Origin of the sequence: Streptomyces sp. CA-249302, assembly GCF_050936785.1 — a bacterium.
In the GTDB taxonomy this organism is placed as follows: Bacteria; Actinomycetota; Actinomycetes; order Streptomycetales; family Streptomycetaceae; genus Streptomyces.
This window is the reverse complement of sequence record NZ_JBNJMG010000001.1, coordinates 1,605,766-1,627,773: the sequence shown is the minus strand read 5'-3', so window position 1 is coordinate 1,627,773 and position 22,008 is coordinate 1,605,766. Positions and strand designations below refer to the sequence as shown.

The 22,008-nt window shown below is 71.7% G+C and carries 28 protein-coding genes; 18 read left to right on the top strand and 10 right to left on the bottom strand.

What is annotated here, in order from left to right:
* The first annotated feature begins 70 nt into the window (after positions 1-70).
* From ACQEWB_RS07390 to ACQEWB_RS07375, 4 genes are read left to right on the top strand one after another with little or no spacing between them, the layout of a single operon-like run.
* The gene (locus ACQEWB_RS07390; RefSeq protein ID WP_432828294.1) at positions 71-856 is read left to right on the top strand and encodes a cyclase family protein; all 786 of its coding nucleotides are present in this window, start codon (positions 71-73) and stop codon (positions 854-856) included.
* Positions 853-2,493 carry a thiamine pyrophosphate-binding protein gene (locus ACQEWB_RS07385; protein ID WP_432828292.1) on the top strand — a complete coding sequence of 547 codons (1,641 nt, stop codon included), beginning with the start codon at positions 853-855 and terminating at the stop codon, positions 2,491-2,493. The genes ACQEWB_RS07390 and ACQEWB_RS07385 overlap by 4 nt, the downstream gene beginning before the upstream one ends.
* Positions 2,494-2,525: 32 nt before the next feature.
* On the top strand, positions 2,526-2,864 hold the full coding sequence (locus ACQEWB_RS07380) for a GNAT family N-acetyltransferase (RefSeq protein ID WP_432828290.1): 339 nt from the start codon (positions 2,526-2,528) through the stop codon (positions 2,862-2,864).
* A gap of 5 nt (positions 2,865-2,869) precedes the next feature.
* Positions 2,870-3,502 carry a PadR family transcriptional regulator gene (locus ACQEWB_RS07375; RefSeq protein WP_432828288.1) on the top strand — a complete coding sequence of 211 codons (633 nt, stop codon included), beginning with the start codon at positions 2,870-2,872 and terminating at the stop codon, positions 3,500-3,502.
* Between the two features lie 98 nt (positions 3,503-3,600).
* On the opposite strand, the gene ACQEWB_RS07370 is transcribed toward ACQEWB_RS07375, so the two are convergent.
* Positions 3,601-4,029, bottom strand: coding sequence for a type II toxin-antitoxin system Rv0910 family toxin (locus ACQEWB_RS07370; RefSeq protein ID WP_432828286.1), 429 nt, complete (start codon positions 4,027-4,029; stop codon positions 3,601-3,603).
* 78 nt (positions 4,030-4,107) lie between these two features.
* Positions 4,108-4,281 carry a hypothetical protein gene (locus ACQEWB_RS07365; protein WP_360828776.1) on the bottom strand — a complete coding sequence of 58 codons (174 nt, stop codon included), beginning with the start codon at positions 4,279-4,281 and terminating at the stop codon, positions 4,108-4,110.
* Positions 4,282-4,502: 221 nt separating this feature from the next.
* Between ACQEWB_RS07365 and ACQEWB_RS07360 the strand changes: the two genes are divergently transcribed.
* Positions 4,503-5,066 carry a Clp protease N-terminal domain-containing protein gene (locus ACQEWB_RS07360; protein WP_432828284.1) on the top strand — a complete coding sequence of 188 codons (564 nt, stop codon included), beginning with the start codon at positions 4,503-4,505 and terminating at the stop codon, positions 5,064-5,066.
* Positions 5,067-5,112: 46 nt separating this feature from the next.
* The gene (locus tag ACQEWB_RS07355) at positions 5,113-6,189 is read left to right on the top strand and encodes an EamA family transporter (protein WP_432828282.1); all 1,077 of its coding nucleotides are present in this window, start codon (positions 5,113-5,115) and stop codon (positions 6,187-6,189) included.
* A gap of 32 nt (positions 6,190-6,221) precedes the next feature.
* Here the strand turns inward: ACQEWB_RS07355 and ACQEWB_RS07350 are convergent, their stop codons facing one another.
* Both ACQEWB_RS07350 and ACQEWB_RS07345 read right to left on the bottom strand, forming a co-directional pair.
* Positions 6,222-6,851, bottom strand: coding sequence for an FMN-binding negative transcriptional regulator (locus ACQEWB_RS07350; protein ID WP_432828280.1), 630 nt, complete (start codon positions 6,849-6,851; stop codon positions 6,222-6,224).
* The gene (locus tag ACQEWB_RS07345; protein ID WP_432828278.1) at positions 6,851-7,534 is read right to left on the bottom strand and encodes a pyridoxamine 5'-phosphate oxidase family protein; all 684 of its coding nucleotides are present in this window, start codon (positions 7,532-7,534) and stop codon (positions 6,851-6,853) included. Before ACQEWB_RS07345 ends, ACQEWB_RS07350 begins: the two co-directional genes overlap by 1 nt.
* An 84-nt stretch (positions 7,535-7,618) precedes the next feature.
* On the opposite strand from ACQEWB_RS07345, the gene ACQEWB_RS07340 reads away from it, so the two are divergent.
* Positions 7,619-8,947, top strand: coding sequence for an aminotransferase class I/II-fold pyridoxal phosphate-dependent enzyme (locus tag ACQEWB_RS07340; protein WP_432828276.1), 1,329 nt, complete (start codon positions 7,619-7,621; stop codon positions 8,945-8,947).
* Here the strand turns inward: ACQEWB_RS07340 and ACQEWB_RS07335 are convergent.
* Positions 8,919-9,884, bottom strand: a complete 966-nt coding sequence (locus ACQEWB_RS07335) for a DMT family transporter (protein WP_432828274.1) — start codon at positions 9,882-9,884, stop codon at positions 8,919-8,921. The two genes, ACQEWB_RS07340 and ACQEWB_RS07335, sit on opposite strands and share 29 nt — an antisense overlap.
* 38 nt (positions 9,885-9,922) lie before the next feature.
* On the opposite strand from ACQEWB_RS07335, the gene ACQEWB_RS07330 reads away from it, so the two are divergent.
* Positions 9,923-10,825, top strand: coding sequence for a LysR substrate-binding domain-containing protein (locus ACQEWB_RS07330; RefSeq protein WP_432828272.1), 903 nt, complete (start codon positions 9,923-9,925; stop codon positions 10,823-10,825).
* Position 10,826: 1 nt separating this feature from the next.
* Here the strand turns inward: ACQEWB_RS07330 and ACQEWB_RS07325 are convergent, their stop codons facing one another.
* The gene (locus ACQEWB_RS07325) at positions 10,827-11,294 is read right to left on the bottom strand and encodes a pyridoxamine 5'-phosphate oxidase family protein (protein ID WP_432828270.1); all 468 of its coding nucleotides are present in this window, start codon (positions 11,292-11,294) and stop codon (positions 10,827-10,829) included.
* 141 nt (positions 11,295-11,435) lie between these two features.
* Here ACQEWB_RS07325 and ACQEWB_RS07320 point away from each other — a divergent pair, with 141 nt between their 5' ends.
* Positions 11,436-12,092, top strand: coding sequence for a cysteine hydrolase (locus ACQEWB_RS07320; protein ID WP_432828268.1), 657 nt, complete (start codon positions 11,436-11,438; stop codon positions 12,090-12,092).
* Here the strand turns inward: ACQEWB_RS07320 and ACQEWB_RS07315 are convergent.
* Positions 12,079-12,585 (bottom strand): Rieske (2Fe-2S) protein, encoded by a 507-nt coding sequence (locus ACQEWB_RS07315; RefSeq protein WP_432828266.1) that lies wholly within the window; start codon positions 12,583-12,585, stop codon positions 12,079-12,081. The genes ACQEWB_RS07320 and ACQEWB_RS07315 overlap by 14 nt on opposite strands.
* Positions 12,586-12,778: 193 nt before the next feature.
* On the opposite strand from ACQEWB_RS07315, the gene ACQEWB_RS07310 reads away from it, so the two are divergent.
* The 7 genes from ACQEWB_RS07310 to ACQEWB_RS07280 all read left to right on the top strand — a co-directional run bounded on the left by ACQEWB_RS07310 (position 12,779) and on the right by ACQEWB_RS07280 (position 18,882).
* On the top strand, positions 12,779-13,543 hold the full coding sequence (locus ACQEWB_RS07310; protein ID WP_432828264.1) for a HipA family kinase: 765 nt from the start codon (positions 12,779-12,781) through the stop codon (positions 13,541-13,543).
* 17 nt (positions 13,544-13,560) lie between these two features.
* Entirely contained in the window at positions 13,561-13,989 is a 429-nt protein-coding gene (locus ACQEWB_RS07305; protein ID WP_432843677.1) for a DUF3037 domain-containing protein, read from the top strand.
* Positions 13,990-14,114: 125 nt separating this feature from the next.
* Positions 14,115-14,876, top strand: coding sequence for a 3-oxoacyl-ACP reductase FabG (fabG, locus tag ACQEWB_RS07300; RefSeq protein WP_432828262.1), 762 nt, complete (start codon positions 14,115-14,117; stop codon positions 14,874-14,876).
* Between the two features lie 15 nt (positions 14,877-14,891).
* Complete coding sequence (locus ACQEWB_RS07295; protein ID WP_432828260.1) at positions 14,892-15,653, top strand: SDR family oxidoreductase; 762 nt, start codon at positions 14,892-14,894, stop codon at positions 15,651-15,653.
* 211 nt (positions 15,654-15,864) lie between these two features.
* Positions 15,865-17,448: an ABC transporter substrate-binding protein gene (locus tag ACQEWB_RS07290; protein WP_432828258.1), complete on the top strand. Its 1,584-nt coding sequence runs from the start codon at positions 15,865-15,867 to the stop codon at positions 17,446-17,448.
* A gap of 69 nt (positions 17,449-17,517) precedes the next feature.
* A complete protein-coding gene (gene ung, locus ACQEWB_RS07285; RefSeq protein ID WP_432828256.1) occupies positions 17,518-18,201 on the top strand; it encodes a uracil-DNA glycosylase in 684 nt (227 codons plus the stop codon).
* A gap of 159 nt (positions 18,202-18,360) precedes the next feature.
* Entirely contained in the window at positions 18,361-18,882 is a 522-nt protein-coding gene (locus ACQEWB_RS07280) for a hypothetical protein (protein ID WP_432828254.1), read from the top strand.
* 40 nt (positions 18,883-18,922) lie between these two features.
* Here ACQEWB_RS07280 and ACQEWB_RS07275 read toward each other — a convergent pair whose 3' ends face one another.
* The 3 genes from ACQEWB_RS07275 to ACQEWB_RS07265 all read right to left on the bottom strand — a co-directional run bounded on the left by ACQEWB_RS07275 (position 18,923) and on the right by ACQEWB_RS07265 (position 20,597).
* The gene (locus ACQEWB_RS07275) at positions 18,923-19,414 is read right to left on the bottom strand and encodes a hypothetical protein (RefSeq protein WP_432828252.1); all 492 of its coding nucleotides are present in this window, start codon (positions 19,412-19,414) and stop codon (positions 18,923-18,925) included.
* A 112-nt stretch (positions 19,415-19,526) separates the two neighbouring features.
* On the bottom strand, positions 19,527-20,042 hold the full coding sequence (locus tag ACQEWB_RS07270; protein ID WP_432828250.1) for a DinB family protein: 516 nt from the start codon (positions 20,040-20,042) through the stop codon (positions 19,527-19,529).
* Positions 20,043-20,084: 42 nt separating this feature from the next.
* Positions 20,085-20,597, bottom strand: a complete 513-nt coding sequence (locus ACQEWB_RS07265) for a TetR/AcrR family transcriptional regulator (protein WP_432828248.1) — start codon at positions 20,595-20,597, stop codon at positions 20,085-20,087.
* Between ACQEWB_RS07265 and ACQEWB_RS07260 the strand changes: the two genes are divergently transcribed.
* On the top strand, positions 20,580-20,741 hold the full coding sequence (locus tag ACQEWB_RS07260) for a hypothetical protein (RefSeq protein WP_432828246.1): 162 nt from the start codon (positions 20,580-20,582) through the stop codon (positions 20,739-20,741). The genes ACQEWB_RS07265 and ACQEWB_RS07260 overlap by 18 nt on opposite strands.
* A 76-nt stretch (positions 20,742-20,817) precedes the next feature.
* Positions 20,818-22,002 carry an FAD-dependent monooxygenase gene (locus ACQEWB_RS07255; RefSeq protein ID WP_432828244.1) on the top strand — a complete coding sequence of 395 codons (1,185 nt, stop codon included), beginning with the start codon at positions 20,818-20,820 and terminating at the stop codon, positions 22,000-22,002.
* Positions 22,003-22,008: the final 6 nt, after the last annotated feature.

Genomic DNA, 22,008 nt, shown 5'->3' with positions numbered 1-22,008 from the left:
CTGATCGGCCGTCGGCTGACACCCTGTACAGGCAGGCGCCGACAGTCCAGCTCCGCCCCAGGAGGCCGTCATGTCCCAGCCGTCCGTGCTCGCCGCCCTCTTGTCCGGGCTGCGCAGCGGCTCCATCGAGGTGGTCGACCTCACCCAGCCGCTGTCGTCCACCACGCCGGTGATCCAGCTGCCGCCCCCGTTCGGGCAGACCCAGGTCTTCGAACTGGAGGAGATCAGCCGGTACGACGACCGGGGCCCGGCCTGGTACTGGAACAACTTCCGCAGCGGCGAGCACACCGGCACCCACTTCGACGCGCCGGTCCACTGGGTCACCGGCAGGGACCTCGCCGACGTGGCGTCCGTGCCCGCGAGCCGCCTCATCGCACCGGCGGCCGTGCTGGACTTCTCCGAGCAGGCCGCCAAGGACCCCGACTTCCTCGTTGAGGTGGACCACATCAAGGCCTGGGAGGCGGAGAACGGACCCCTCCCCGACGGGGGTTGGCTGCTGCTGCGCACCGGCTGGGACGCCCGCTCCGGCTCGCAGGAGGCGTTCCTCAACGCCGACGAGAACGGCCCGCACACGCCCGGCCTGTCACCGGAGTGCGCCCGCTGGGTCGCCGAGGAGTCCCCGGTGCTCGGCCTCGGCACGGAGACCGTCGGCACCGACGCGGGCCGCGCCCACTCCTTCGACCCGGCGTTCCCCTGCCACTCGTACCTCCTGGGCGCCGACAAGTACGGCCTGACCCAGCTGCAGAACCTCGCCGCCCTGCCCCCGACCGGAGCCGTCCTCATGGCCGGACCGCTGCCGATCGTCACCGGCTCCGGCGCCCCCGCGCGCGTGCTCGCCCTGGTGGAGCGGTCGTGAAGGTCGCCGAAGCCGTCGGACGGGCGCTCACCGCGGCCGGGGTCGACCACGTCTTCGGCGTCGTCGGCTCGGGCAACTTCCACCTCACCAACGCCATGGTGGCCGCGGGCGCCCGCTTCGTCGCCGCCCGGCACGAGGGCGGCGCGGCGACCATGGCCGACGCCTACGCCCGCACGAGTGGCGCGGTGGCCGCGGTGAGCGTGCACCAGGGGCCCGGCCTGACCAACGCGCTGACCGGCATCACCGAGGCCGCCAAGAGCCGCACCCCGCTGCTGGTCCTGGCCGCCGAGGCGACCGCGCAGAACTCCAACTTCCGTATCGACCAGGCGATGCTGGCGCACTCGGTCGGCGCGGTCACCGCCCGCGTCACGACCGCGCACGACGCGGTGGAACAGGCCCGCGCGGCCCTCCAACGGGCCCGCCACGACCGGCGCACGGTGCTGCTCAACCTCCCGCTGGAGGTGCAGTCCCTGGACGTGCCCGACGGCGTCCTGCTGGACGCCCTGCCGATGCCGGCCCGGGAGCCGGTGGAGCCGTCCGGCTCCGCGGTGGCGGATCTGGTACGGGCCCTGGAGACGGCCCGGCGTCCGGTCTTCGTCGCCGGGCGGGGCGCCCGTACCGCCGTCGCCCCTGACGCCCTCCTGGCCCTCGCCGACCGCCACGGCGCCCTCCTCGCCACGTCGGCGGTCGCCCGCGGCCTCTTCCACGACAGCCCCTGGTCCCTCGACGTCTCCGGCGGCTTCGCGTCCCCGCTCGCGACGAAACTGATCCAGGGCGCCGACCTGATCGTCGGCTGGGGCTGCGCCCTGAACATGTGGACCATGCGGCACGGCAGCCTGATCGGCCCCGAGGCGACGGTCGTACAGATCGACGACGACCCGACCGCGCTCGGCGCCCACCGCGCCATCGACCTGGGCGTCACGGGTGATGTGGAACGGACGGCGCGGCGGGCGCTTGAGGCGGGCGGGGAGGAGCGCCAGGGATACCGGACGCCCGAGCTCGCCGCCGCCCTCGCCTCCCGCCGCCGTTGGCGGGACGTGCCCTACGACGACGAAGGCACCCGGGAGCGCATCGATCCGCGGACGCTCAGCATCGCCCTGGACGACATCCTCCCGGCCGAGCGGGTCGTCGCCGTCGACTCGGGCAACTTCATGGGGCATCCCAGCGCGTACCTCTCGGTGCCGGACCACAACGGGTTCTGCTTCACGCAGGCCTTCCAGTCCATCGGCCTGGGGCTGGCCACGGCGATCGGAGCGGCGCTGGCCCGGCCGGACCGGCTCCCCGTGGCCACGCTCGGCGACGGCGGTGCCCTGATGAGCGCCGTGGAGCTGGACACCGTGCGCCGCCTCGGCCTCCCCATGGTGGTCGTGGTCTACAACGACGAGTCCTACGGCGCCGAGGTCCACCACTTCGGCCCCGACGGCTTCCCGCTCGACACGGTCACCTTCCCGGAGACGGACATCGCGGCGGTGGCCCGCGGCTACGGCTTCGAGGCGGTGACGGTCCGCACCCCTGCCGACCTCAAGTCCGTCGCGGACTGGGTCGCCGGCCCCCGGTCGGCACCGCTCCTGGTGGACGCCAAGGTGACCCGCGACCACGGTTCCTGGTGGCTGGAGGAGGCCTTCCGCGGCCACTGACCGCACCGGGCGGGCGCCGCCAGCGTGGCGCCATGCGGTACGCGCCGATGCAACTCCGCCTGGAAACCGCTCGTTTGATCCTGCGCGAGTGGGGCGACTCCGACGTCGCCGACCATCGGGCACTCGTCGGCGGGGCCACCGTGGCGGAACCCGAGATCGCGTACGAGCTGTTCCGGCGGGCGCACGGCCAGGGCTACGCGACGGAGGCGGCGACCGCGGTCCTCGACGCCGCCACCGCGACCGGCCGGACACGCCTCTGGGAACACCCTCCCACCTGGGCACTTGCCCGAGATGAAGGCAAGAGGTTGTCATCCGAACGCTTCCGATATATCGTTGAAGCATCGCGACAGATCAACGATGGAATGGAGTGATTGCGATGCGTTCCCATGGATTCGAACGTGGACACGGTGGACCTGGCCGTCGTGGTCGGGGTGATTTCGAGGGCGTGCGCGGTGCCTTTGGGCCCTTTGGGCCGGGCGGCGGTCCGGGTGGCCCTGGCTTCGGCTTCGGCGGCCCCGGCTTCGGTCCGGGCCCCTGGGGGTCACGAGGCCGCGGGGGACCGCGGGGAAGGGCACGGCGCGGCGACGTGCGAGCGTCCATCCTCGCCCTGCTGAAGGACCGCCCCATGCACGGCTACGAGATGATCCAGGAGATCGCCGAGCGCAGCGGTGGGGCGTGGAAGCCCAGCCCCGGCTCGGTGTACCCCACCCTTCAGCTGCTGGAGGACGAGGGCCTGATCGCCAGTGAGTCCGAGGGCGGCAAGAAGCTGTTCTCGCTCACCGACTCCGGCCGCACCGCGGCCGACGAGGGCCCGGACGCGCCCTGGGAGGAAGCCTCCCGAGGCATCGACTTCGAGGCGCTCAGCGAGATCCGCCAGGCCGGCTTCGGTCTGATGGAGGCCTTCGGTCAGGTCTGGAAGACCGGCAGCAAGGAGCAGCGCGAGAAGGCGCTGGCCGTCATCAACGAGGCCCGCAAGAAGCTGTACCTGATCCTCGCCGACGAAGACTGACGAAGCCTGGCGAGGGCTGATCGGGACCTGCGGCCTCCCCGCCGTATGAAAGAGGCGCCCCGCGGAATGTCCGCGGGGCGCCTTCCTGCGTCCGAGGGTCAGGACACCAGCCCGGCGAGCTTGCGCAGCGACTCGTTCAGGGCGGCCGTGCCCGAGTCCTTCAGCTTGCCCGCCATCAAGGTGACCGCGGCGCCCGTGAATTCACCGTCGATACGGACCGTTGTGGCATCGCCGTCAGGGGTCAGGGTGTACCGCGTGGCCACGGTCACCGCCATCGGACCCTTGCCCTTGATGGCGAGGACGCGGGCCGGTTCCAGCTCCTCGATGGTCCAGTCGACCTCGGCCGGGAAGCCCATCAGCTTCATGTTCTCCTGGAAGGTCCCGCCCACCTCGAACGCGGTCGGGCCGCCCTTCGGGAAGCTGGTGTGGGTGGCGTTCCACTCGCCGTACGAGGGCCAGTCCGTGAGCTGCGCCCACACCTTCTCGGCCGGCGCCTCGATCCGTGCCTCCGCGCTGATTTCGGGCATGCGACCACCTCTTCGTGTCGGGCTGTGGTGTCGCGGAAAGTAACGTCACGGGTCGCAACATTCAATACTGATGAACCGTCAGGAATTGTGGACGAGTCGGATCACCGCGGCGTCGAACAGGTCCCAGGCGCGCGGGAAGGCGCTCTCGTCGTGGCAGTGCCAGGCGTCCCAGAACAGGTCGGCCGGCAGTGCGTCCTCCGGGGCGTACACCCGGTACACGTACTGCTTGCCGTCGACGGCCGGCAGTGCCACCAGCCAGCACCTGCTCTCCACGCTCCTGTTGGACGTGCGACGGAGTGCCGCGGTTGCGCGCGGGGCGCGTGGCAAGGCGGCTCGCGCCCCTGGGGGGTGAAACGGCCTGATGTCATCCGTAAGGAGGAGATTCGGGCGCTCGGGGTCCACTCTGTGTGGGACCCCGAAATGCTCCCCTTCGGGGATGACCGGAGAGGGCCGGGGCTGATGGGGTGGGGGATGTGCAACCCCGTATCCCGCGCCAGCAGGCCGGCGAGCAGGCCGTCGGTCCTCGCCCGGACAACGATGCCAGGCTCAGCGCCGAGCTGGCAGCGGTGGTGTCGGGGGCCCGCCGGCGGGCGGTGCGCGACGGGGACCGGCAGATCGACACGGCCCATCTGCTGCACTCGCTCCTGGAGTACGACCCCGAGGCGCGTGCCGTCTTCGGCGACGGGCCCGGCCTCGCCCGGCTGCTCGGCTACCTCGTGCAGCGCAGCATCGGCTACGGCCTGCGCTGGCAGAGCTCCGTCGAGGACTCCGGGGCCGTGCCCGTGGTGACCGAGGCCGAGGGCTTCTCGCCGCTGGCCGCGAGCGCGATGGAGTACGCCGGTGAGCGCGCCGCCCGCCGCGGCGGCGAACCGGCTCTCGGTGTCGACCTGCTCGCGGCGATCGTCGTCGACCCGCAGGCCAGGGCCGTGGAGGTGCTCCTGCGCGCCGGGCTCGACCCCCACGAGGTACTCGCCCGCGTCGAGGAACTGCCGACCGGGTCCGGCTGGGGTGGCCGCTGGGACGGGTCCAGTCGTTGAGACAGGTGTCAACGGGGGTGACGCTCATGTCATCGCCTGTCATCATGTGCCGGTGCATACGTCTGAGAGCAGTCAGGGCGGCCCGGAGGCCCGCGGAAAGGGCGTCGGGCTCGGCCTCGCGCTCGTGTCCGCGCTCGCCTTCGGGGGATCCGGGGTCGCGGCCAAGCCGCTGATCGAGGCGGGGCTCGACCCGCTCCACGTGGTGTGGCTGCGCGTGACGGGCGCCGCCTTGGTGATGCTCCCGGTCGCCGTCCGCCACCGCGCGCTGCTGCGCCGACGCCCCGCGCTGCTCGCCGGCTTCGGCCTGCTCGCCGTGGCCGGAGTGCAGGCCTGCTACTTCGCCGCGATATCCCGTATACCCGTCGGTGTCGCCCTGCTCGTCGAGTACCTCGCGCCCGCCCTGGTCCTCGGCTGGGTGCGGTTCGTGCAGCGGCGGCCGGTGACCCGGGCCGCGGCGCTCGGCGTGGTCCTCGCGGTCGGCGGCCTCGCCTGTGTCGTCGAGGTCTGGTCGGGACTGAGCTTCGACGCCCTCGGCCTGCTGCTCGCGCTCGGCGCCGCTTGCTGCCAGGTCGGCTACTTCGTCCTCTCCGACCAGGGCAGCGACGCCGGCGAGGACGCGCCGGACCCGCTCGGCGTCATCGCCTACGGCCTGCTGATCGGCGCCCTCGTGCTGACCGTCGTCGCCCGCCCCTGGGGCATGGACTGGTCCGTGCTGTCCGGCAGCGCGTCGATGAACGGCACCCGGGTCGCGGCCGGCCTGCTGCTGGCCTGGATCGTGCTGATCGCCACCGTCCTCGCCTACGTCACCGGCGTGCTGTCGGTGCGCCGGCTCTCCCCGCAGGTCGCGGGCGTGGTGGCCTGCCTCGAAGCGGTCATCGCGACCGTCCTGGCCTGGGTGCTGCTCGGCGAGCACCTGTCCGCGCCGCAGATCGTCGGCGGCGTGGTGGTCCTGGTGGGTGCGTTCATCGCCCAGTCCTCGGCACCGGCCAAGGCGCCCGCGGAGCCGGTCGCGAGCGGGGGCCGGAACGGGAGTTGTCCGCGCGCCGGTAGTGCCACGATGGGCCGTCGAGCGTCTGCGGCGCCGTCGTGGCCGGTCGCGCCCCGCGGCGGAGCCGCTGGTTGACGCAGCCCCGCGCCCCTTTCGGGGCGCTGCAGTCACGCCTGTTGCCTTCGTCGCAGGTGTGCGAGAGCCGCCGCGTCCCGCGGGCCGTCCCGCTCCACCAGCCCGGACACGATCCGCTCGTGCGCCTGCGGCTTGTGGCCCGCGTACTTGAACTTCGCCCGCACGTCGACCACTTCGAGCCGTACCCCGCGCAGCCCGGAGAGCATCCTGCCGTACGGCTCCTCGCCCGCCGCCACCCGCGCCGAGCCGCCCTCCGGCTGGAAGTGCCCCATCAGCCGGTTGAGCAGCTCGGCCTTCTCGGCCGCGTCGTCCACCAGGTGCGCCCGGCAACGGAGTTGAACCGCCGCGTAGTAGGTCGTCGGGGTGCCGTGCTCGGGCGGGGAGTCGGGCATGGCCTGCCAGTAGCCGGGTGCGTAGACGTAGTCGTCGACCACGCTCAGCAGCACGTCCGGGTCCGCCTCCAGCGCCTTCCAGAGCGGGTTGGGCCGGGCGAGGTGGGTGAGGACCTCGCCGCGCTCGGCGTCGTAGAGGAAGTGCAGTGGCTGGACGTACGGCGCCTCGCCCGGCAGCCCGTTGACAGCGAGCTGGCCGAAGTCGTGGACCGCGAGCCACTGTTGCCACTCGGCGTCGTCGCGTGCCGCGTCCCAGGGGTGGATCAGCATCACCGCACCGCCAGGTAGTCGGGCAGTTCGGTGCCGGGGGACAGGTCGGCGTCGGCGACGGGGGTCTCGTAGCCCTTGCGGAGCGGGACGACGCCGGCCCAGTGGGGGAGGGCGAGGTCCTCGGGCTCGTCGTTGACGCCACCGGTGCGGAGCTTGGCGGAGACCTCGTCCAGGTTGAGGCGGATCACCGCGGTGGCGGCGAGCTCCTTCTTGTTCGCGGGCCGCGAGTCGGCGGCCCGGCCCGGCACCACGTGGTCGACCAGCGCGTCCAGCGCCGTCCGCTTCTCCGCCGGGTCGGTCACGTCGTACGCGATGCCGTGCACCACCACCGACCGGTAGTTGATCGAGTGGTGGAAGGCCGAGCGGGCCAGGATCAGCGCGTCGACGTGCGTGACCGTGAGGCACACCGCGAGCCCCGGGTCGGCCTTGCCGGTCATCCGCAGCGGACGCGAGCCCGTCGAGCCGTGCACGTAGAGCCGGTCGCCGACCCGCCCGTACAGCGTCGGCAGCACCACCGGCGCCCCGTCCCGGACGAAGCCCAGATGGCAGACGTAACCCTCGTCGAGTATCGAGTGCACCAGTTCCCTGTCGTACGACGCCCGGTCCGGCGAGCGCGTGGGGACGGTGCGGTCGGTCGGCGTGTAGGCGGTGGGCTGCGACGTCGGCTGGGCGGTCCCCTGCATTTCGGTCTCCGTAGCTGTTGCTGTTCGAGGTGGCTGTTGCTGTTCGAGTTGCCTCAGATATTGCACTAGTGCATAATCTCCTTTGTGCTAGGAGAATACCGGATCGAAGGGCGACGCGCAGCAGAGATTGCGGCGAGCGTCGAGCGTGCGGTGGGTGCCGGCGGGCTGGAGCCGGGGCAACTTCTGCCACCTATGAGGGAGTTGGCGACCGAGCTGGGCGTCAATCCGAACACGGTGGCGTCCGCGTACCGGATCCTGCGGGAGCGCGGGGTGATCGAGACCGACGGGCGGCGGGGCAGCCGGGTGCGGTCGAAGCCGGCCACCACGGGGCGCGAGTACGCCCGGATGGACGTGCCCGAGGGGGTACGGAACGTGGCGAGCGGCAACCCGGACCCGGCGCTGCTGCCCTCGCTGGCCAAGGCGTTCACGGCGGCGGCCGAGCGGGCCGACCGGGAACCGGTGCTGTACGGGGACGCCCTGGTCGAGCCGGAGCTGGCGCGGATCGCCCGGGCGGAGCTGGACGCCGACGGCGTACCGGAAGGACCCCTGGCCGTGGCCGCCGGATCCCTGGACGCCGTCGAGCGCGTCCTCGCGGTCCACCTCAAGCCGGGCGACACCGTCGCCGTCGAGGACCCCGGCTGGGGCAGCCTGCTCGATCTGGTCCCGGCGCTGGGCCTGCGCACGGCTCCGGTGCGCGTCGACGACGAGGGCCCGCTCCCGGACGACGTCCGGCGGGCCCTGGAGTCCGGCGCCCGCGCCCTGATCGTCACGGACCGCGCCCAGAACCCGACGGGCGCCGCGGTGACGGCCACGCGCGCGCGTGCCCTGCGTGCCGTCCTCCGCGACCACCCGGAGATCCTCCTGATCGAGGACGACCACGGCCACGGCATCGTCGACCTGCCCCTGCACCCCCTGGCCGGCCCGACCCGCCACTGGGCCTTCGTCCGCTCGGTGGCCAAGGCCTACGGCCCCGACCTGCGCCTCGCCGTCCTCACCGGCGACCCCGTCACGGTCGACCGGGTGACCGGCCGCCACCGCCTGGGCCCCGGCTGGCTCAGCCGTATCACCCAGCGGGCGGTGGTGGGCCTGTGGACCGACGACACGCACGACACCCGGGCGGTGGCGGCGGCGTACCGCACCCGCCGTGACCTGCTGATCAACGCGCTGGCGCAGCGCGGCATCGAGGCCCACGGCCGCAGCGGCCTGAACGTCTGGATCCCGGTCCCGGACGAGACGGCCGCCGTGGCCCGGCTCCTGCACGCCGGCTGGGCGGTGGCCCCGGGCGCCCGCTTCAGGATGAACGCGCCGGCCGGGATCAGGGTGACCGTGTCCACCCTGGGGCCGGAGGCGGCCGCTTCGCTGGCCGACGCGGTGGCCGACACCTTCAGGCGTCCCTGGGCCTCACCTGTGTGAGGGCCGCCCCCGCCAGCACGATCAACGCCCCGACCGGCGTCGACCAGCTCAACGACTCCCCGAGTACGGCGACTCCCGCGGCCGTGGCGATGACCGGAATGAAGTAGGTGACCATCTGGGCCGTGGTCGGCCCGACTTCGGCGACCAGGCCGTACTGGATGAGGACGGCCAGACCCGTGCCGAGAGCCCCGAGGGCGGCTGTCGCCAGCAGCGGAACCACGGAGAAGCGGGTCGGAGCGGACGTGAACAGCGGTGTGACGACGGCCAGTTGAGCCGTGGCCAGCAACAACTGCGCACCCGTCAGCGACAGGTTCGAGTGGCTGGACCCGGCCAGGGTGCGGCGGACGTAGATCCATCCGACGGGATAACTGAGGGAGGCCAGCAGCGCCATGACCGTGCCCGCCGCGTCCAGTCCATGGAACCCCTGCCAGGCCCCCAGAACCGTCAGCACCCCCAGGAACCCGATCCCCAGCCCCGCCACCCGCACCCGCGTCGGCCGGTCCTCCGACAGGGCCACCAGGGACAGCGCCATGCCCCACAGCGGCGAGGTCGCGTTGCAGATCCCCGCCAGCGTGGACGGAATCGTCAGCTCTGAATAGGCGAACAGCGAGAACGGCAGCGCGTTCAGCAGGAACGCGGCGACCGCCAGATGCCCCCACGTCCGCACCCCGCGCGGCAACCCCTGCCGCTTCACCGCCATCGCCACCCCCAGCACCACCGTCCCGAACACCAGCCGCCCCAGCGTGACTTGGAACGGCGCATACCCTTCCGTCCCGACCTTGATCAGCAGAAAGCTGAAGCCCCAGATCAGCGAGAGCGCGCCGAAGCGCAGGCGCCAGTCGAGGGCGGGGCGACGGGTGGCTGGGGCGGCAGCGGTCCGGGGCGCGGTGGCGGTGGTCATGGTCGTAACGATGACGGAGTCGATCTCGTAGCACAATCGAGTTTTCTCGCCGGGTATCTCGTAGCATTGCTTATATGTTGAACCTGGAGCGCCTGCGCACCCTCCACGCCCTCGCCCGCCACGGCTCGGTCAGCGGCGCGGCCGAGGGGCTGCACGTCACCACGTCGGCCGTCTCGCAGCAGCTGTCCAAGCTGGAGCGCGAGGTCGGCCAGCAACTCCTCGCCAAGAACGGCCGGGGGGTGCGGCTCACCGACGCCGGCCGGCTGCTCGCCGAGCACGCGGCCCGCATCCTGTCCCAGGTCGAGCTCGCCCAGTCCGACCTGGAGGCGCAGCGCGGGGAGGTGGTGGGAGAGTTGCGGCTGGCGGCCTTCCCGACCGCCGCGCGTGGCCTGTTCCCGGTCGCGCTGGCCCGGTTGCGCGCCCTGCACCCCGGACTGCGCGCCACTTCACGGGAGATGGAGCCCGAACCGGCCGTACTGGCCGTGATGCGCGGCGACTTCGACCTGGCCGTCGTCCTCGACTGGTACAACAGGCCGCTGCCGGTGCCCGACGGGCTCGCCAAGGCCGTCGTCCTCGACGACACCGCGGACGTGGCGATGCCCGCGAACCACCGCTACGCGGACCGTGCGGAGGTCGAACTCGAGGACTTCGCCGACGACGACTGGATCACCTGGGGCGAGAGCGAGTTCTGCCACGAGTGGCTGATCCACACCCTGCGCTCCAAGGGCATCGAGCCGCGCGTGGCGCATCGCGCCGAGGAGCACCCCACCCAACTCGCCCTGGTCGGTGCCGGGTTGGGTGTCTGCGTGGCGCCGCGGCTCGGGCGCGGTCCGGTGCCGGAGGGCGTGCGGACCGTGCCCGTACGGCAGTCGGTGCGGCGCCAGGTCTACGCCGTGTGGCGTGCGGACGCCGACCGCCGCCCGTCGATCCGGGCGGCGGTCGAGGCGTTGCAGGAAGCGGCTCGAACGGTCGACTGACCTACGCGGGACCGAGCTTGCGGAAGTCCCAGGACACGATCTTCTCCGGGGTCAGCCGCACCCAGGCGTGCCGGCCGTCGTGCGGCATCTCCTCCAGGTTGAAGTTCTTGCGCGCGAACAGCGTCTCCGGGACGTCGAGTTCGGCACACAGCTCCCCGGTGCGCGGGAACTCGCCCACGAACTCCACGGCTCCGGACAGCTCGACGCCGCGCAGCTCGTCGTACTCCTCCCCGGTGTCGATCACGATCGCGACCCGCTGGTCGCGGCGCAGGTCGGTCCAGCGTTTGCTGCGCACCACGGAGTACAGCCACAGCGACTTGCCGTCCCAGGCGAACCACAGCGTGCTGACGTGCGGCGCACCGCTCGCCGACACCGTGGCGACCCGGCAGGTGCGCTGCACGGCGAGGAACTCGTCCAGTTCGCCGGGCGTCATCATGATCTTGCGGCCCCGACGTTGAGTGACGGTCATGCGGCCCCCTCTTCTCTCACGTCGTGTCAGAGGATTCCAGTGATCCTCTGACATCACGTCAGAAAAGGATGGGTCGTCTTCCGTCCGTACGCAATGGTGGCTAGTCTCACCCGACCGCACCGCCGTCGACCAGGGGGCCTCGTGCCGTCGTACGAAAAGCTCCGCGAGCTCCTCGAACCGGCCACCACCGTGCTGCTCACCGTCGAGTGCCAGCAGGGGGTCGTCGGCCCGGACAGCGCCCTGCCCGAACTCGCCCGCGAGGCACGCTCGTCGGGCGCCCTGACCAACATCGCCCGGCTGGTCGCCGCGGCCCACACGAGCGGCGTCCAGGTCGTCCACGCCGTCGCCGAACGCCGCCCCGACGGCCGCGGCGCGAGCCGCAACGCCCGGATCTTCCGCGCCGCCGAACGGCTGCCCGTCCAACAGCTGTCCGGCAGTACGGCGGTGCGGGTGGCGCCGCCCATCGAGGTCGCCGACCAGGACTTCGTCGTACGACGGCTGCACGGCCTGTCGCCGATCCAGGGCACCGACGTCGACGCCCTGCTGCGGAATCTCGGCTGCCGCACACTGGTCGTGACCGGGGTCTCGGCCAACGTGGCGATCCCCAACACCGTCTTCGACGCGGTGAACCGCGGCTACACGGCCGTGGTGCCGTCCGACGCCATCGCGGGAGTGCCTCCCGAGTACACCCCCGCGATGATCCGTCACACCCTCGCATTGGTCGCCACGGTCGCGACCACGGACGAGGTGCTGGGCTGCTTCGAACGGCCCCGACGAGTACGTGTCACGCCAGGCTGATCGAGTCCCCGCTCACCGTGACGTTCGCGGCCGTCAGGCCCGTGGTCGCCGGGCCCTTCTTCACGCTGCCGTCCTCGACCGAGAACTGGCTGCCGTGGCACGGGCAGACGATGGCGCCGTTGGCGATGCTGCTCACCGCGCAGCCCGCGTGCGGACACTTGGTCGAGAAGGCCTTGAAGGTGCCCGAGGCCGGCTGGGTGACCACCACGGCCTGGTCCTTGAAGATCTTGCCGCCGCCCTCGGGGATGTCGGCGGTCTTGGCCAGTGCGGTGCCGCCGCCGGAACCGGACGAGGCGCTGCTGCTGGCACTGGAACCCGAGTCGCCGCCGGTCGACGCGTTCGCGCCGGCCTGGGTGTCGGACGAGCTCGACGAGGAGTCGTCGTCGGAGGATCCGCACGCGGTCAGCGCGACGGCGAGTCCGGCCGCGCCGGCTGCCGCCATCACGGTGCGACGGGCAGGTGCCGGGACGGGGGGAATTGATTCGCTGGTCATGCTGACGTTTCCCTTCCATTGCAAGTTTCCTGGATCTGTCCAGGGGTACGGGCGTCCGCCGTCGGTTGTTCAGACGCAGTCGAGAGCTTGACCCTGTCGAGTTCAGGGGTGGGTAAAACCACGCTGTCGCTTTGCTGTCGATGTCGCGGCACCACTCGTCCGGGGGCCGCCGTCGCCCCAGTAACCTGGGGCGATGCTCAAGGAAGTGATCGCGACCCGCTACATCACGCCACTTCGTGAGGGCGGCTCGCTGCCGGGGCTCGTCGAGGCGGACGACCTCGGGGCGTACGTCCTGAAGTTCACCGGCGCCGGACAGGGCCGCAAGACACTGGTCGCCGAGGTCGTCTGCGGCGAACTCGCCCGCAGGCTCGGCTTCCGGATGCCCCGCCTGGTGACGATCGACCTCGATCCCGTGCTGGGCCTGGGCGAGCCGGAGCAGCAGGTGCAGGACCTGCTGCGGGCCAGCGGCGGCACCAACCTCGGCATGGACTTCCTCTCCGGCGCCCTCGGCTTCGACCCGCTCGCCTTCGCGGTGAGCCCCGAGGAGGCCGGCCGGATCCTCTGGTTCGACGCGCTGATCAACAACGTCGACCGGTCCTGGCGCAACCCCAACCTGCTGATGTCCCACGGCGACCTGTGGCTCATCGACCACGGCGCCACCATGATCTGGCACCACAACTGGCCCGGCGCCGGCGCCTCCGCGGCCCGCCCCTACGACGCCTCCGACCACGCCCTCGCCCGCTTCCGCCCCGACCTCGCGGGCGCCGCCGCCGAGTTGGCCCCCCGCGTCACCGAGGACCTCCTGGCCGAGGTCACCGCCGAGATCCCGGACGCCTGGCTGGCCGACGAGCCCGGCTTCGACACCCCCGACGACCTTCGGCACGCCTACGCGCGCGTGCTGCTCGCCCGCGCCGCCGACGTCCACACGCGCGTGACCGGAATCGAGGAGGGCAAGTGAGCGAGCGCCACATCCACATGGCCGGCCATGTGGTCGAACGTCACATCATCCGGGGCAGCGAGGCGAACGAACGGGACGTCTACGAGTACGCCCTGCTACGGGTCGTACCCCGCGTGGAGCGAGGCGAGTGCATCAACGCGGGCGTGCTGGTCTACTGCCGCGCCAAGGGATACGTCGGCGCCCGCACCCACCTCGACGAGACGCGGCTGCTCGCCCTCGACCCGGCGGCGGACGTGGCCGGCATCCAGGCCGCGCTCGGGGCCGTGGAGGGCGTCTGCGGCGGCGGGGACACGGCCGGGCAGGCCGCAGGGGACGACCCCGGGCGGCGCTTCCGCTGGCTCGTCGCGCCCCGTTCCACGGTCGTCCAGCCTGGGCCGGTGCACACTGGGCTCACCGCCGATCCGGCGGCCGAGACGGAGCGGTTGCTCGACCTGCTGGTGAGGTAATGGATCACACCGGCGCCGCGTGCCGTTGACACCGAGTGCCAGGCCTTCTAGCGTCACGTCCATCGAAGGTACTAAGCGGTCGCTCACCGCATCAAAGGTTCTCTCAAGGGCGAGGAGAAGCACCAATGTCCACCACTGACCAGCGGGTCGCCGTAGTCACGGGCGCAGCGCGCGGGATCGGCGCCGCCACCGCCGTACGACTGGCCGCCGAGGGTCGCGCGGTCGCCGTGATCGACCTCGACGAGGCCGCCTGCAAGGACACCGTCGAGAAGATCACCGCCGCGGGCGGCAAGGCGATCGCGGTCGGCGCGGACGTCTCCGACGAGGCCCAGGTCGAGGCGGCCGTCGCCCGTGTCGTCGCCGAGCTCGGCGCGCCGACGATCCTGGTCAACAACGCGGGCGTGCTGCGCGACAACCTGCTGTTCAAGATGAGCGTCTCCGACTGGGACACCGTCCTGAACGTGCACCTGCGCGGCTCGTTCCTGATGACCAAGGCCGTCCAGAAGCACATGGTGGACGCCGGCTTCGGCCGTGTCGTCAACCTCTCCTCCTCTTCGGCCCTCGGCAACCGAGGCCAGGCCAACTACTCGGCGGCCAAGGCCGGTCTCCAGGGCTTCACCAAGACCCTCGCCATCGAACTCGGCAAGTTCGGCATCACCGCCAACGCCGTCGCCCCCGGCTTCATCGCCACCGACATGACCGCCGCCACCGCCGCGCGCGTCGGCATGGGCTTCGAGGAGTTCAAGGCCGCCGCCGCCACCCAGATCCCGGTCGCCCGGGTCGGCGAGCCGGACGACATCGCCAACGCCATCGCCTTCTTCACCGGCGAGGCCGCCGGATTCGTCTCCGGCCAGGTGCTGTACGTCGCCGGCGGACCGCTCGACTAGGAGAACACGACCCTCATGACTGAACTGCCCGAACTCTCCGGCAAGGTCGCCGTCGTCACCGGCGCCAGCCGCGGCATCGGCTACGGCGTCGCCGAGGCTCTGATCGCCCGCGGTGACCGCGTGGTCATCACCGGCCGCAACGAGGACGCCCTCAAGGAGGCCGTCGACCGGCTCGGCGCCGAGCGCGCCATCGGCGTGGCCGGCAAGGCGCACGACCTGGACCATCAGACCGAGGTCGTCGAGCGCGCCATGACGGCCTTCGGCCGCGTCGACCACCTGGTCAACAACGCCGGAACCAACCCGGTGTTCGGCCCCATCGCCGACCTCGACCTGAACGTGGCGCGCAAGGTCTTCGAGACCAACGTGATCTCCGCGCTCGGCTTCGCCCAGAAGACCTGGCACGCCTGGCAGAAGGACAACGGCGGCACCATCGTCAACATCGCGTCCGTCGCGGGCATCGCGCCCTCGCCGTTCATCGCCGCCTACGGCGTCTCCAAGGCCGCGCTGATCAACCTGACCCAGCAGCTGGCGCACGAGTTCGCGCCCAAGGTGCGGGTCAACGCGATCGCCCCCGCCGTCGTCAAGACCCAGTTCGCCAAGGCCCTGTACGAGGGCCGCGAGGAGGAGGCGGCCGCCGCCTACCCCCTCGCCCGGCTCGGCGTGCCGTCCGACATCGGCGGCGCCGCCGCGTTCCTCACCTCCGAGCAGTCCGCCTGGGTCACCGGCCAGACGCTCGTGGTCGACGGAGGCATCTTCCTGAACGCCGGCGTCGGCTGACGCAACGGTTGCGAAGGTAACGATCGGGCACCCGAGGGCGCCGTTTCCTTGACGGAAACGGCGCCCTCGTCGTCGTACAAGAGGGGCACAGCGGAATGACAACGTCGTCATAAACAAGCTGATCAAGTGCCCTGTACCAACCGGGTTCAACCTCCGGGGCGCTGCGGTATGGTCTGCCGACCCTTGGTACGGCAGATCGAGGAGCGAGCGCGTGTTCAACCGGAAGCGACGCCTGCGTCAGGTGGCGGCCATCGCGTCCATATCGTCCCTGGTGACCGGATGCGGTGTGTTCTCGTCGAGCTCCTCCGACGACGAGGGACCGATCACAGTCGGGACGACCAGCGCCCCCAGCACACTGGATCCGGCCGCGTCCTGGGACCAGTCCTGGGAGCTGTTCCGCAACATTTACCAAACGCTCCTCAGCTACCCGTCCGGCGCGACCTCCCCGGAGCCCGACGCGGCCGACAACTGCCGCTTCACGGACAGCGGCAACAGAACGTACAGATGCGAGCTGCGCTCGGGCCTGAAGTTCTCCGACGGACACGCGCTCGACGCACGGGCCGTCAAGTACTCGATCGACCGGATCCGGAAGATCAACCTCAACGGCGGCCCCGCCGGCCTCCTCGGCAGCCTCGACCGGGTCCAGGTGCTGGGCGACCGGGAGGTCGTCTTCCACCTCAACAAGGCGGACGCCACCTTCCCGTTCGTCCTCGCCACACCCGCCATGTCGATCGTCGACCCCGAGGAGTACCCCGCCTCCTCGCTGCGCAAGGACGACAAGGTCTACGGCTCCGGGCCCTACACCCTCGCCTCCTACGAGGACGGCAAGAAGGCCGAACTCGCCAGGAACGACAACTACCAGGGGTACGCCGACCGCAAGAACAGCGCGGTGACCATCCGCTACTACCAGGAGTCGGCACCGATGGTCGCCGACCTGAAGAAGGGCGCGCTCGACGTCGCCTTCCGCGGCATGGACGCCGACGACATCGTCGACCTCCAGAAGCACGACGTGGACGGGAAGATCCAGCTCGTCGAGGGCGCCGGCATCGAGATCAACTACCTGGTGTTCAACCCCAAGGACTCCTGGGCCTCGAAGCTCGCGGTCCGCAAGGCGGTCGCCCAGGTCGTCGACCGCGGCGCGATCGCGCACAAGGTGTACCAGGACACCGTCGAGCCGCTGTACTCCATGGTCCCGAAGGGCCTGACCGCCCACACCACCGACTTCTTCGACGACTTCGGCAACCCCAGCACGGCCAAGGCCCGCAAGCTCCTCACCGACGCGGGCATCAACGAGCGCGTCCCGCTCACCCTCTGGTACACCACCGACCGCTACGGCTCCTCCACCAAGCTGGAGTTCGCCGAGCTCAAACGGCAGCTGGAGGACTCGGGGCTCTTCACGATCACCCTCAAGAGCCGCCCCTGGAAGACCTATGTGACGGGCTACCAGAACGGCGAGTACCCGGTCTTCGGGCGCGGCTGGTTCCCCGACTTCCCGGACCCCGACAACTTCATCGCCCCGTTCGTGGGCGACCAGAACGCCCTCGGCACGCCCTATCCGGCGCCCGAGATCACCGGGACGCTGCTGCCCCGCTCGCGCGGCGAGAGCGACCGGGCCAACGTGGTCTCCGACTTCGAGCAGGCCCAGCAGATCCTGGTGGACGACGCGCGGCTGCTGCCGCTGTGGCAGGGCAAGCAGTTCGTGGCGGCGAGCGACGACATCTCCGGCGCGGAGCAGGCGCTGGACCCGTCGACGATCATGATGATGTGGCAGCTCTACCGCAAAACCAGCTGGTAGGTCCCGGCTGTCAGTGGTCGCCTGTAGGTTCTGAGGCCTGAAGTGACCGCACGACATAAGGACGTTGACGTGACCGACACCGCCATGCTGCCCGAGTCCTGGCGCGGGGTTCTGGGCGACGAACTGCAGCAGCCCTACTTCAAGGAGCTCACGGAGTTCGTGGAGGAGGAGCGGGCGAACGGTCCCGTCTATCCGCCGCGCGAGGAGGTCTTCGCCGCGCTGGAGGCCACGCCGTACGACCGGGTGAAGGTCCTGATCCTCGGTCAGGACCCGTACCACGGCGAGGGTCAGGGCCACGGCCTGTGCTTCTCGGTCCGGCCGGGCGTCAAGATCCCGCCGTCCCTGCGCAACATCTACAAGGAGATGCACGCGGAGCTGGGCACCCCGATCCCGGACAACGGCTTCCTGATGCCGTGGGCCCAGCAGGGCGTCCTGCTGCTCAACGCGGTGCTCACGGTCCGCTCCGGCGAGGCCAACTCGCACAAGGGCAAAGGCTGGGAGAAGTTCACCGACGCGGTGATCCGCGCGGTCGCGGACCGGCCCGACCCCGCGGTCTTCGTCCTGTGGGGCAACTACGCGCAGAAGAAGCTCCCGCTGATCGACGAGACCCGGCACGTGGTGGTCAAGGGCGCGCACCCCTCCCCGCTGTCCGCGAAGAAGTTCTTCGGCTCCCGCCCGTTCACCCAGATCGACGAGGCGGTCGCGAAGCAGGGCCACGAGCCGATCGACTGGACGGTGCCGAACCTGGGCTAGGGCCTCCCTGGCACGATCCGCCGGACAGGCCCTGGGGCCGACCCGGATCACGGCCGCCGGCCGGTTCCCCGTGGTGCCGGCCCGGTGCCGCCTGACCGGGATTGTCGGTGGGGGCGGTTAGCGTCGGTCGGGACAGTCGACGAGTGGGCGGAGTGCGCGGTGGCCACAGGGCAGGAGCAGACGGCGCCGGATGCCGTGATGACGCGGATCGGGCAGGTCGTCATCCTGCACCACGCGGGCGACCGCGAGGAGGCCCGGCACCGCTTCCTCGACCTGTGGGCGGAGATCGGCGAGAACGGCGACCCGCTCCACCGCTGCACCCTGGCCCACTACCTGGCCGACACCCAGGACGACCCTTCGGATGAACTGGCATGGGACCTGAGGGCGTTGACGGCGGCGGAGGAACTGACGGACGAGCGGCTCGCCGAACACGAGGGGGCTCTGGCCGTACGGGCGCTCTACCCCTCGCTGCATCTCAACCTCGCGGCCGACTACGTGAAGCTCGAGCGCACCGGCGCGGCCCGCACGCATCTGCGCCGCGCCCGGGGCGCCGCCGAGGCGCTCGGCGACGACCCGTACGGGGACGGTGTGCGGGCGGCCATCGGGCGCCTCGAGCTGCGGCTGGGGGAGGAGGACGCCACGGGCGAGGGAGGCTGGGGGCCGCCGCGGCAGCGGCCCTGACCTCCTCCCAGGGGCGCGACGCCCGGCGGCCGCCACCGTCTCAACGCCCGTACGCCTGCTTGCAGATCACCGACTGCGGGCTGTCCGCCTGCCAGCCGCCGTACTTCTTGCCCAGGGCGCACACGTCCGACTGGCTCTTGGGGACCGACTTGGTCACGTCGGGGATCTGGGTGTCCGGCTGCTGCTGGTGCCGTGGCTTCGGGTGCGGCTGACGCGGGTGAGGATGAGGGTGGGGGTGAGCGCGGGGCGCCGTCGGCGGCTCGGCCGGCGCGGGCGCGCTCGTCGCCGCCCCGTGCCGCTCCGGCTTCGTCGGCTTCGCCGACCTGGACGGCCCGATCATCTCCAGTGCCTCACGGGCCGGCGCCTGCACGATCTGCGGCTCCGACTGACCGTCGGGGCGCGGCGCCGACGGCTGGGAGGGAGCCGCCGGCGGCGGGCCGGGCACGGGTGGCCGCTGGACCGTCACACAGCCGGAGAGGGCCGAGACAGCCACGGTGACCAGGAGCGTTGCGGTGGTCGTCGTTCGATGCACCCGCGCAACGATGGCGCCTCGGCCACCCCCGCGGACAGCGGACAGGCGGAGGATGCCCCGCACGGGTGATCTCTGGCCCCCTACGGAGTCCGCGCGTGGGCCCCTGCTGACGTCAGTCGCCGGTGGCGCCGTCGATGCGCTCGCGGATCAGGTCGGCGTGGCCGTTGTGCCGGGCGTACTCCTCGATCATGTGGGTGTAGATCCACCGCAGGTTGAACTGCTCGCCGCTGCGCGGATGCCGGCCCTTGGTGATGTCGTCCAGCCCGAACCCGGCGGCATGCCGGCGCGCGGCCTCGATCTGCGCCTGCCAGGTGGCGTACGCCTCCGCCCAGGTGTCCGCCTCGGTGAGATGGAACTCGCCGTCGGGGTCCTCGTCGGTGTAGTAGATCGGGCCCGCCTCCTCCTCGGCGCCGACCACCACACGGAACCACCCGCGCTCCACCTCCGCCATGTGCCGCACCAGCCCCATCAGGGACAGCGAGGACGGCTCCACGGAAGCCGTTCTGAGCTGGGCGTCGGTCAGGCCCTCGCACTTCCAGGCGAGCGTCTCGCGGTGGTATTCGAGCCAGCCCTCCAGCATGGTGCGTTCGTCGGCGGTGTTCCCGGGTTCGCGTCGCTCGATCGTCATGGCCGCATCCTGACCGACCGCACCCGATCCCACCACGTGTTTTCAGCCGTCGAGCATCCCGTGCAGCAGCTCCCACAGCCCCGCCCGCACCGCTGCCAGGTCCGGCACCTCCGCGTTGAACGAGCCCGCCACACAGGAGAACATCAGCCCGTCCGCCCAGGCCACCAGCGACAGCACGTGCCGGGCCGGGTCCGTGGAGCCCGCCGCCGTGACCATGCCGGCGAGCTGGTCGCGGAAGCGGGCGCCGGTCGCGTCGAAGTAGGCGCGCAGCTCGGGGCGGCGGGTGGCCTCCAGGGCCAGTTCGTAGCGGGCCAGGGTCAGTTCGCGGTTGCGGGTCAGGGCGCGATGGGTGGCCAGGGCCAGCGCGTCGACCAAGCGGTTGAGGCCGGCCTTCGGGTCCGGCAGTTCGTGCAGGGCGAGGACCCGTGCCTCGCGGTCGGCCAGCCGCCGTACCGCCAGCTCCAGCAGCGCCTGCCGGGTCCGGGCGAGGTTCGAGGTGGAGCCCTGCGGCAGCCCGGCCGCCTCGTCGACCGCCCGGTGGGTGAGCCCGCGCATCCCGCGCTCGGCGAGCAGGGCGAGGGCGGCGTCGGCGACGAGGTCGGCGCGGGGGCGCCGGTGGCGGTTGTGGCCGTGGTGGTGGAGCCCATGGGAGTCGCGGGGGGCACGGGGGTCGTCATGGAGGTCAATCTATCGGGGTGACTACATCTGTAGTACGGTCGGCGCCAGGCTCACTACAACTGTAGTGAGCCGGTGGGTTCGTACTCGAGGAGGAGCCATGGCACAGTCCCGGCGAGCCGTCGTCATCGGTGGCGGAATCGGCGGCCTGACCGCGGCCGTCGCCCTGCACCAGTGCGGCTGGCGGGTCACGGTGCTGGAGCGGGCGGCCTCCCTGGAGCCGGTCGGCGCCGCCATCTCCCTCGCGCCCAACTCCCTGCGCGCCCTGGACGTCATCGGCCTCGGCGACGAGATCCGCGACCTGGCGGCCTGGCAGGGTGACGGCGGGCTGCGTACCCCGCGCGGACGTTGGCTCGCCCGCACGCCCGCCGACGCCGTGGCAGAGCGCTTCGGCGACCCCGTCGTCCTGCTCCACCGGGCCACCCTGATCAACAGCCTCGCCGCCCAGCTGCCGCCGGGCACCGTCCGTACGGCCACCGCCGCGACCCTCGCCGACCCCGGAGCCGCCGACCGCCCGGCCCGGGTGCGCACGCCCGACGGCGAGTTGGCGGCCGACCTCGTCGTGGGCGCGGACGGCATCCACTCCGCCGTACGCCGAGAGCTCTTCCCGACACACCCCGGTCCCGTCTACTCCGGGTTCACCACCTGGCGGGTCGTCATCCCGGTTCCCGGCGTCGAGTTCGCCGCGCACGAGACCTGGGGGAGGGGCGCCCTGTGGGGCACGCACCCGCTCAAGGACGGGCGGGTGTACGCCTACGCGGCCGCCGTCGTCCCGGCCGGCGGACGCGCGCCCGACGACGAGAAGGCCGAACTGCTGCGCCGCTACGGCGACTGGCACGACCCGATCCCCGCCGTCATCGCCGCCGCCCGCCCCGCGGACGTGCTGCGCCACGACGTCCACCACCTCGCCGAGCCCTTGCCGGCCCACCACCGCGGCCGGGTCGCCCTGCTCGGCGACGCCGCGCACCCCATGCCGCCGACGCTCGGCCAGGGCGGCAACCAGGCCATCGAGGACGCGATCGTCCTCGCGCACCACTCGGACGACCTCGCCGCCTACACGGCGGCCCGACTCCCTCGTACTACCGCCGTAGTGCGCCAGGCCGTCCGGACGGCCCGCGTCAACCTCACGACCAACCGCGCGCTCATCGCCGTACGCGACACGGCGGTCGCCGCACTCTCGCAGGCCTCGCCCCTGTTCCTGCTGCGCGGCTTCCACTCCGTGGCCGGCTGGCGGCCACCGCAGCGGCCGTATGCTTCCGGGAGGACCCCGGCAGGCAACCGTTAGAGGAGA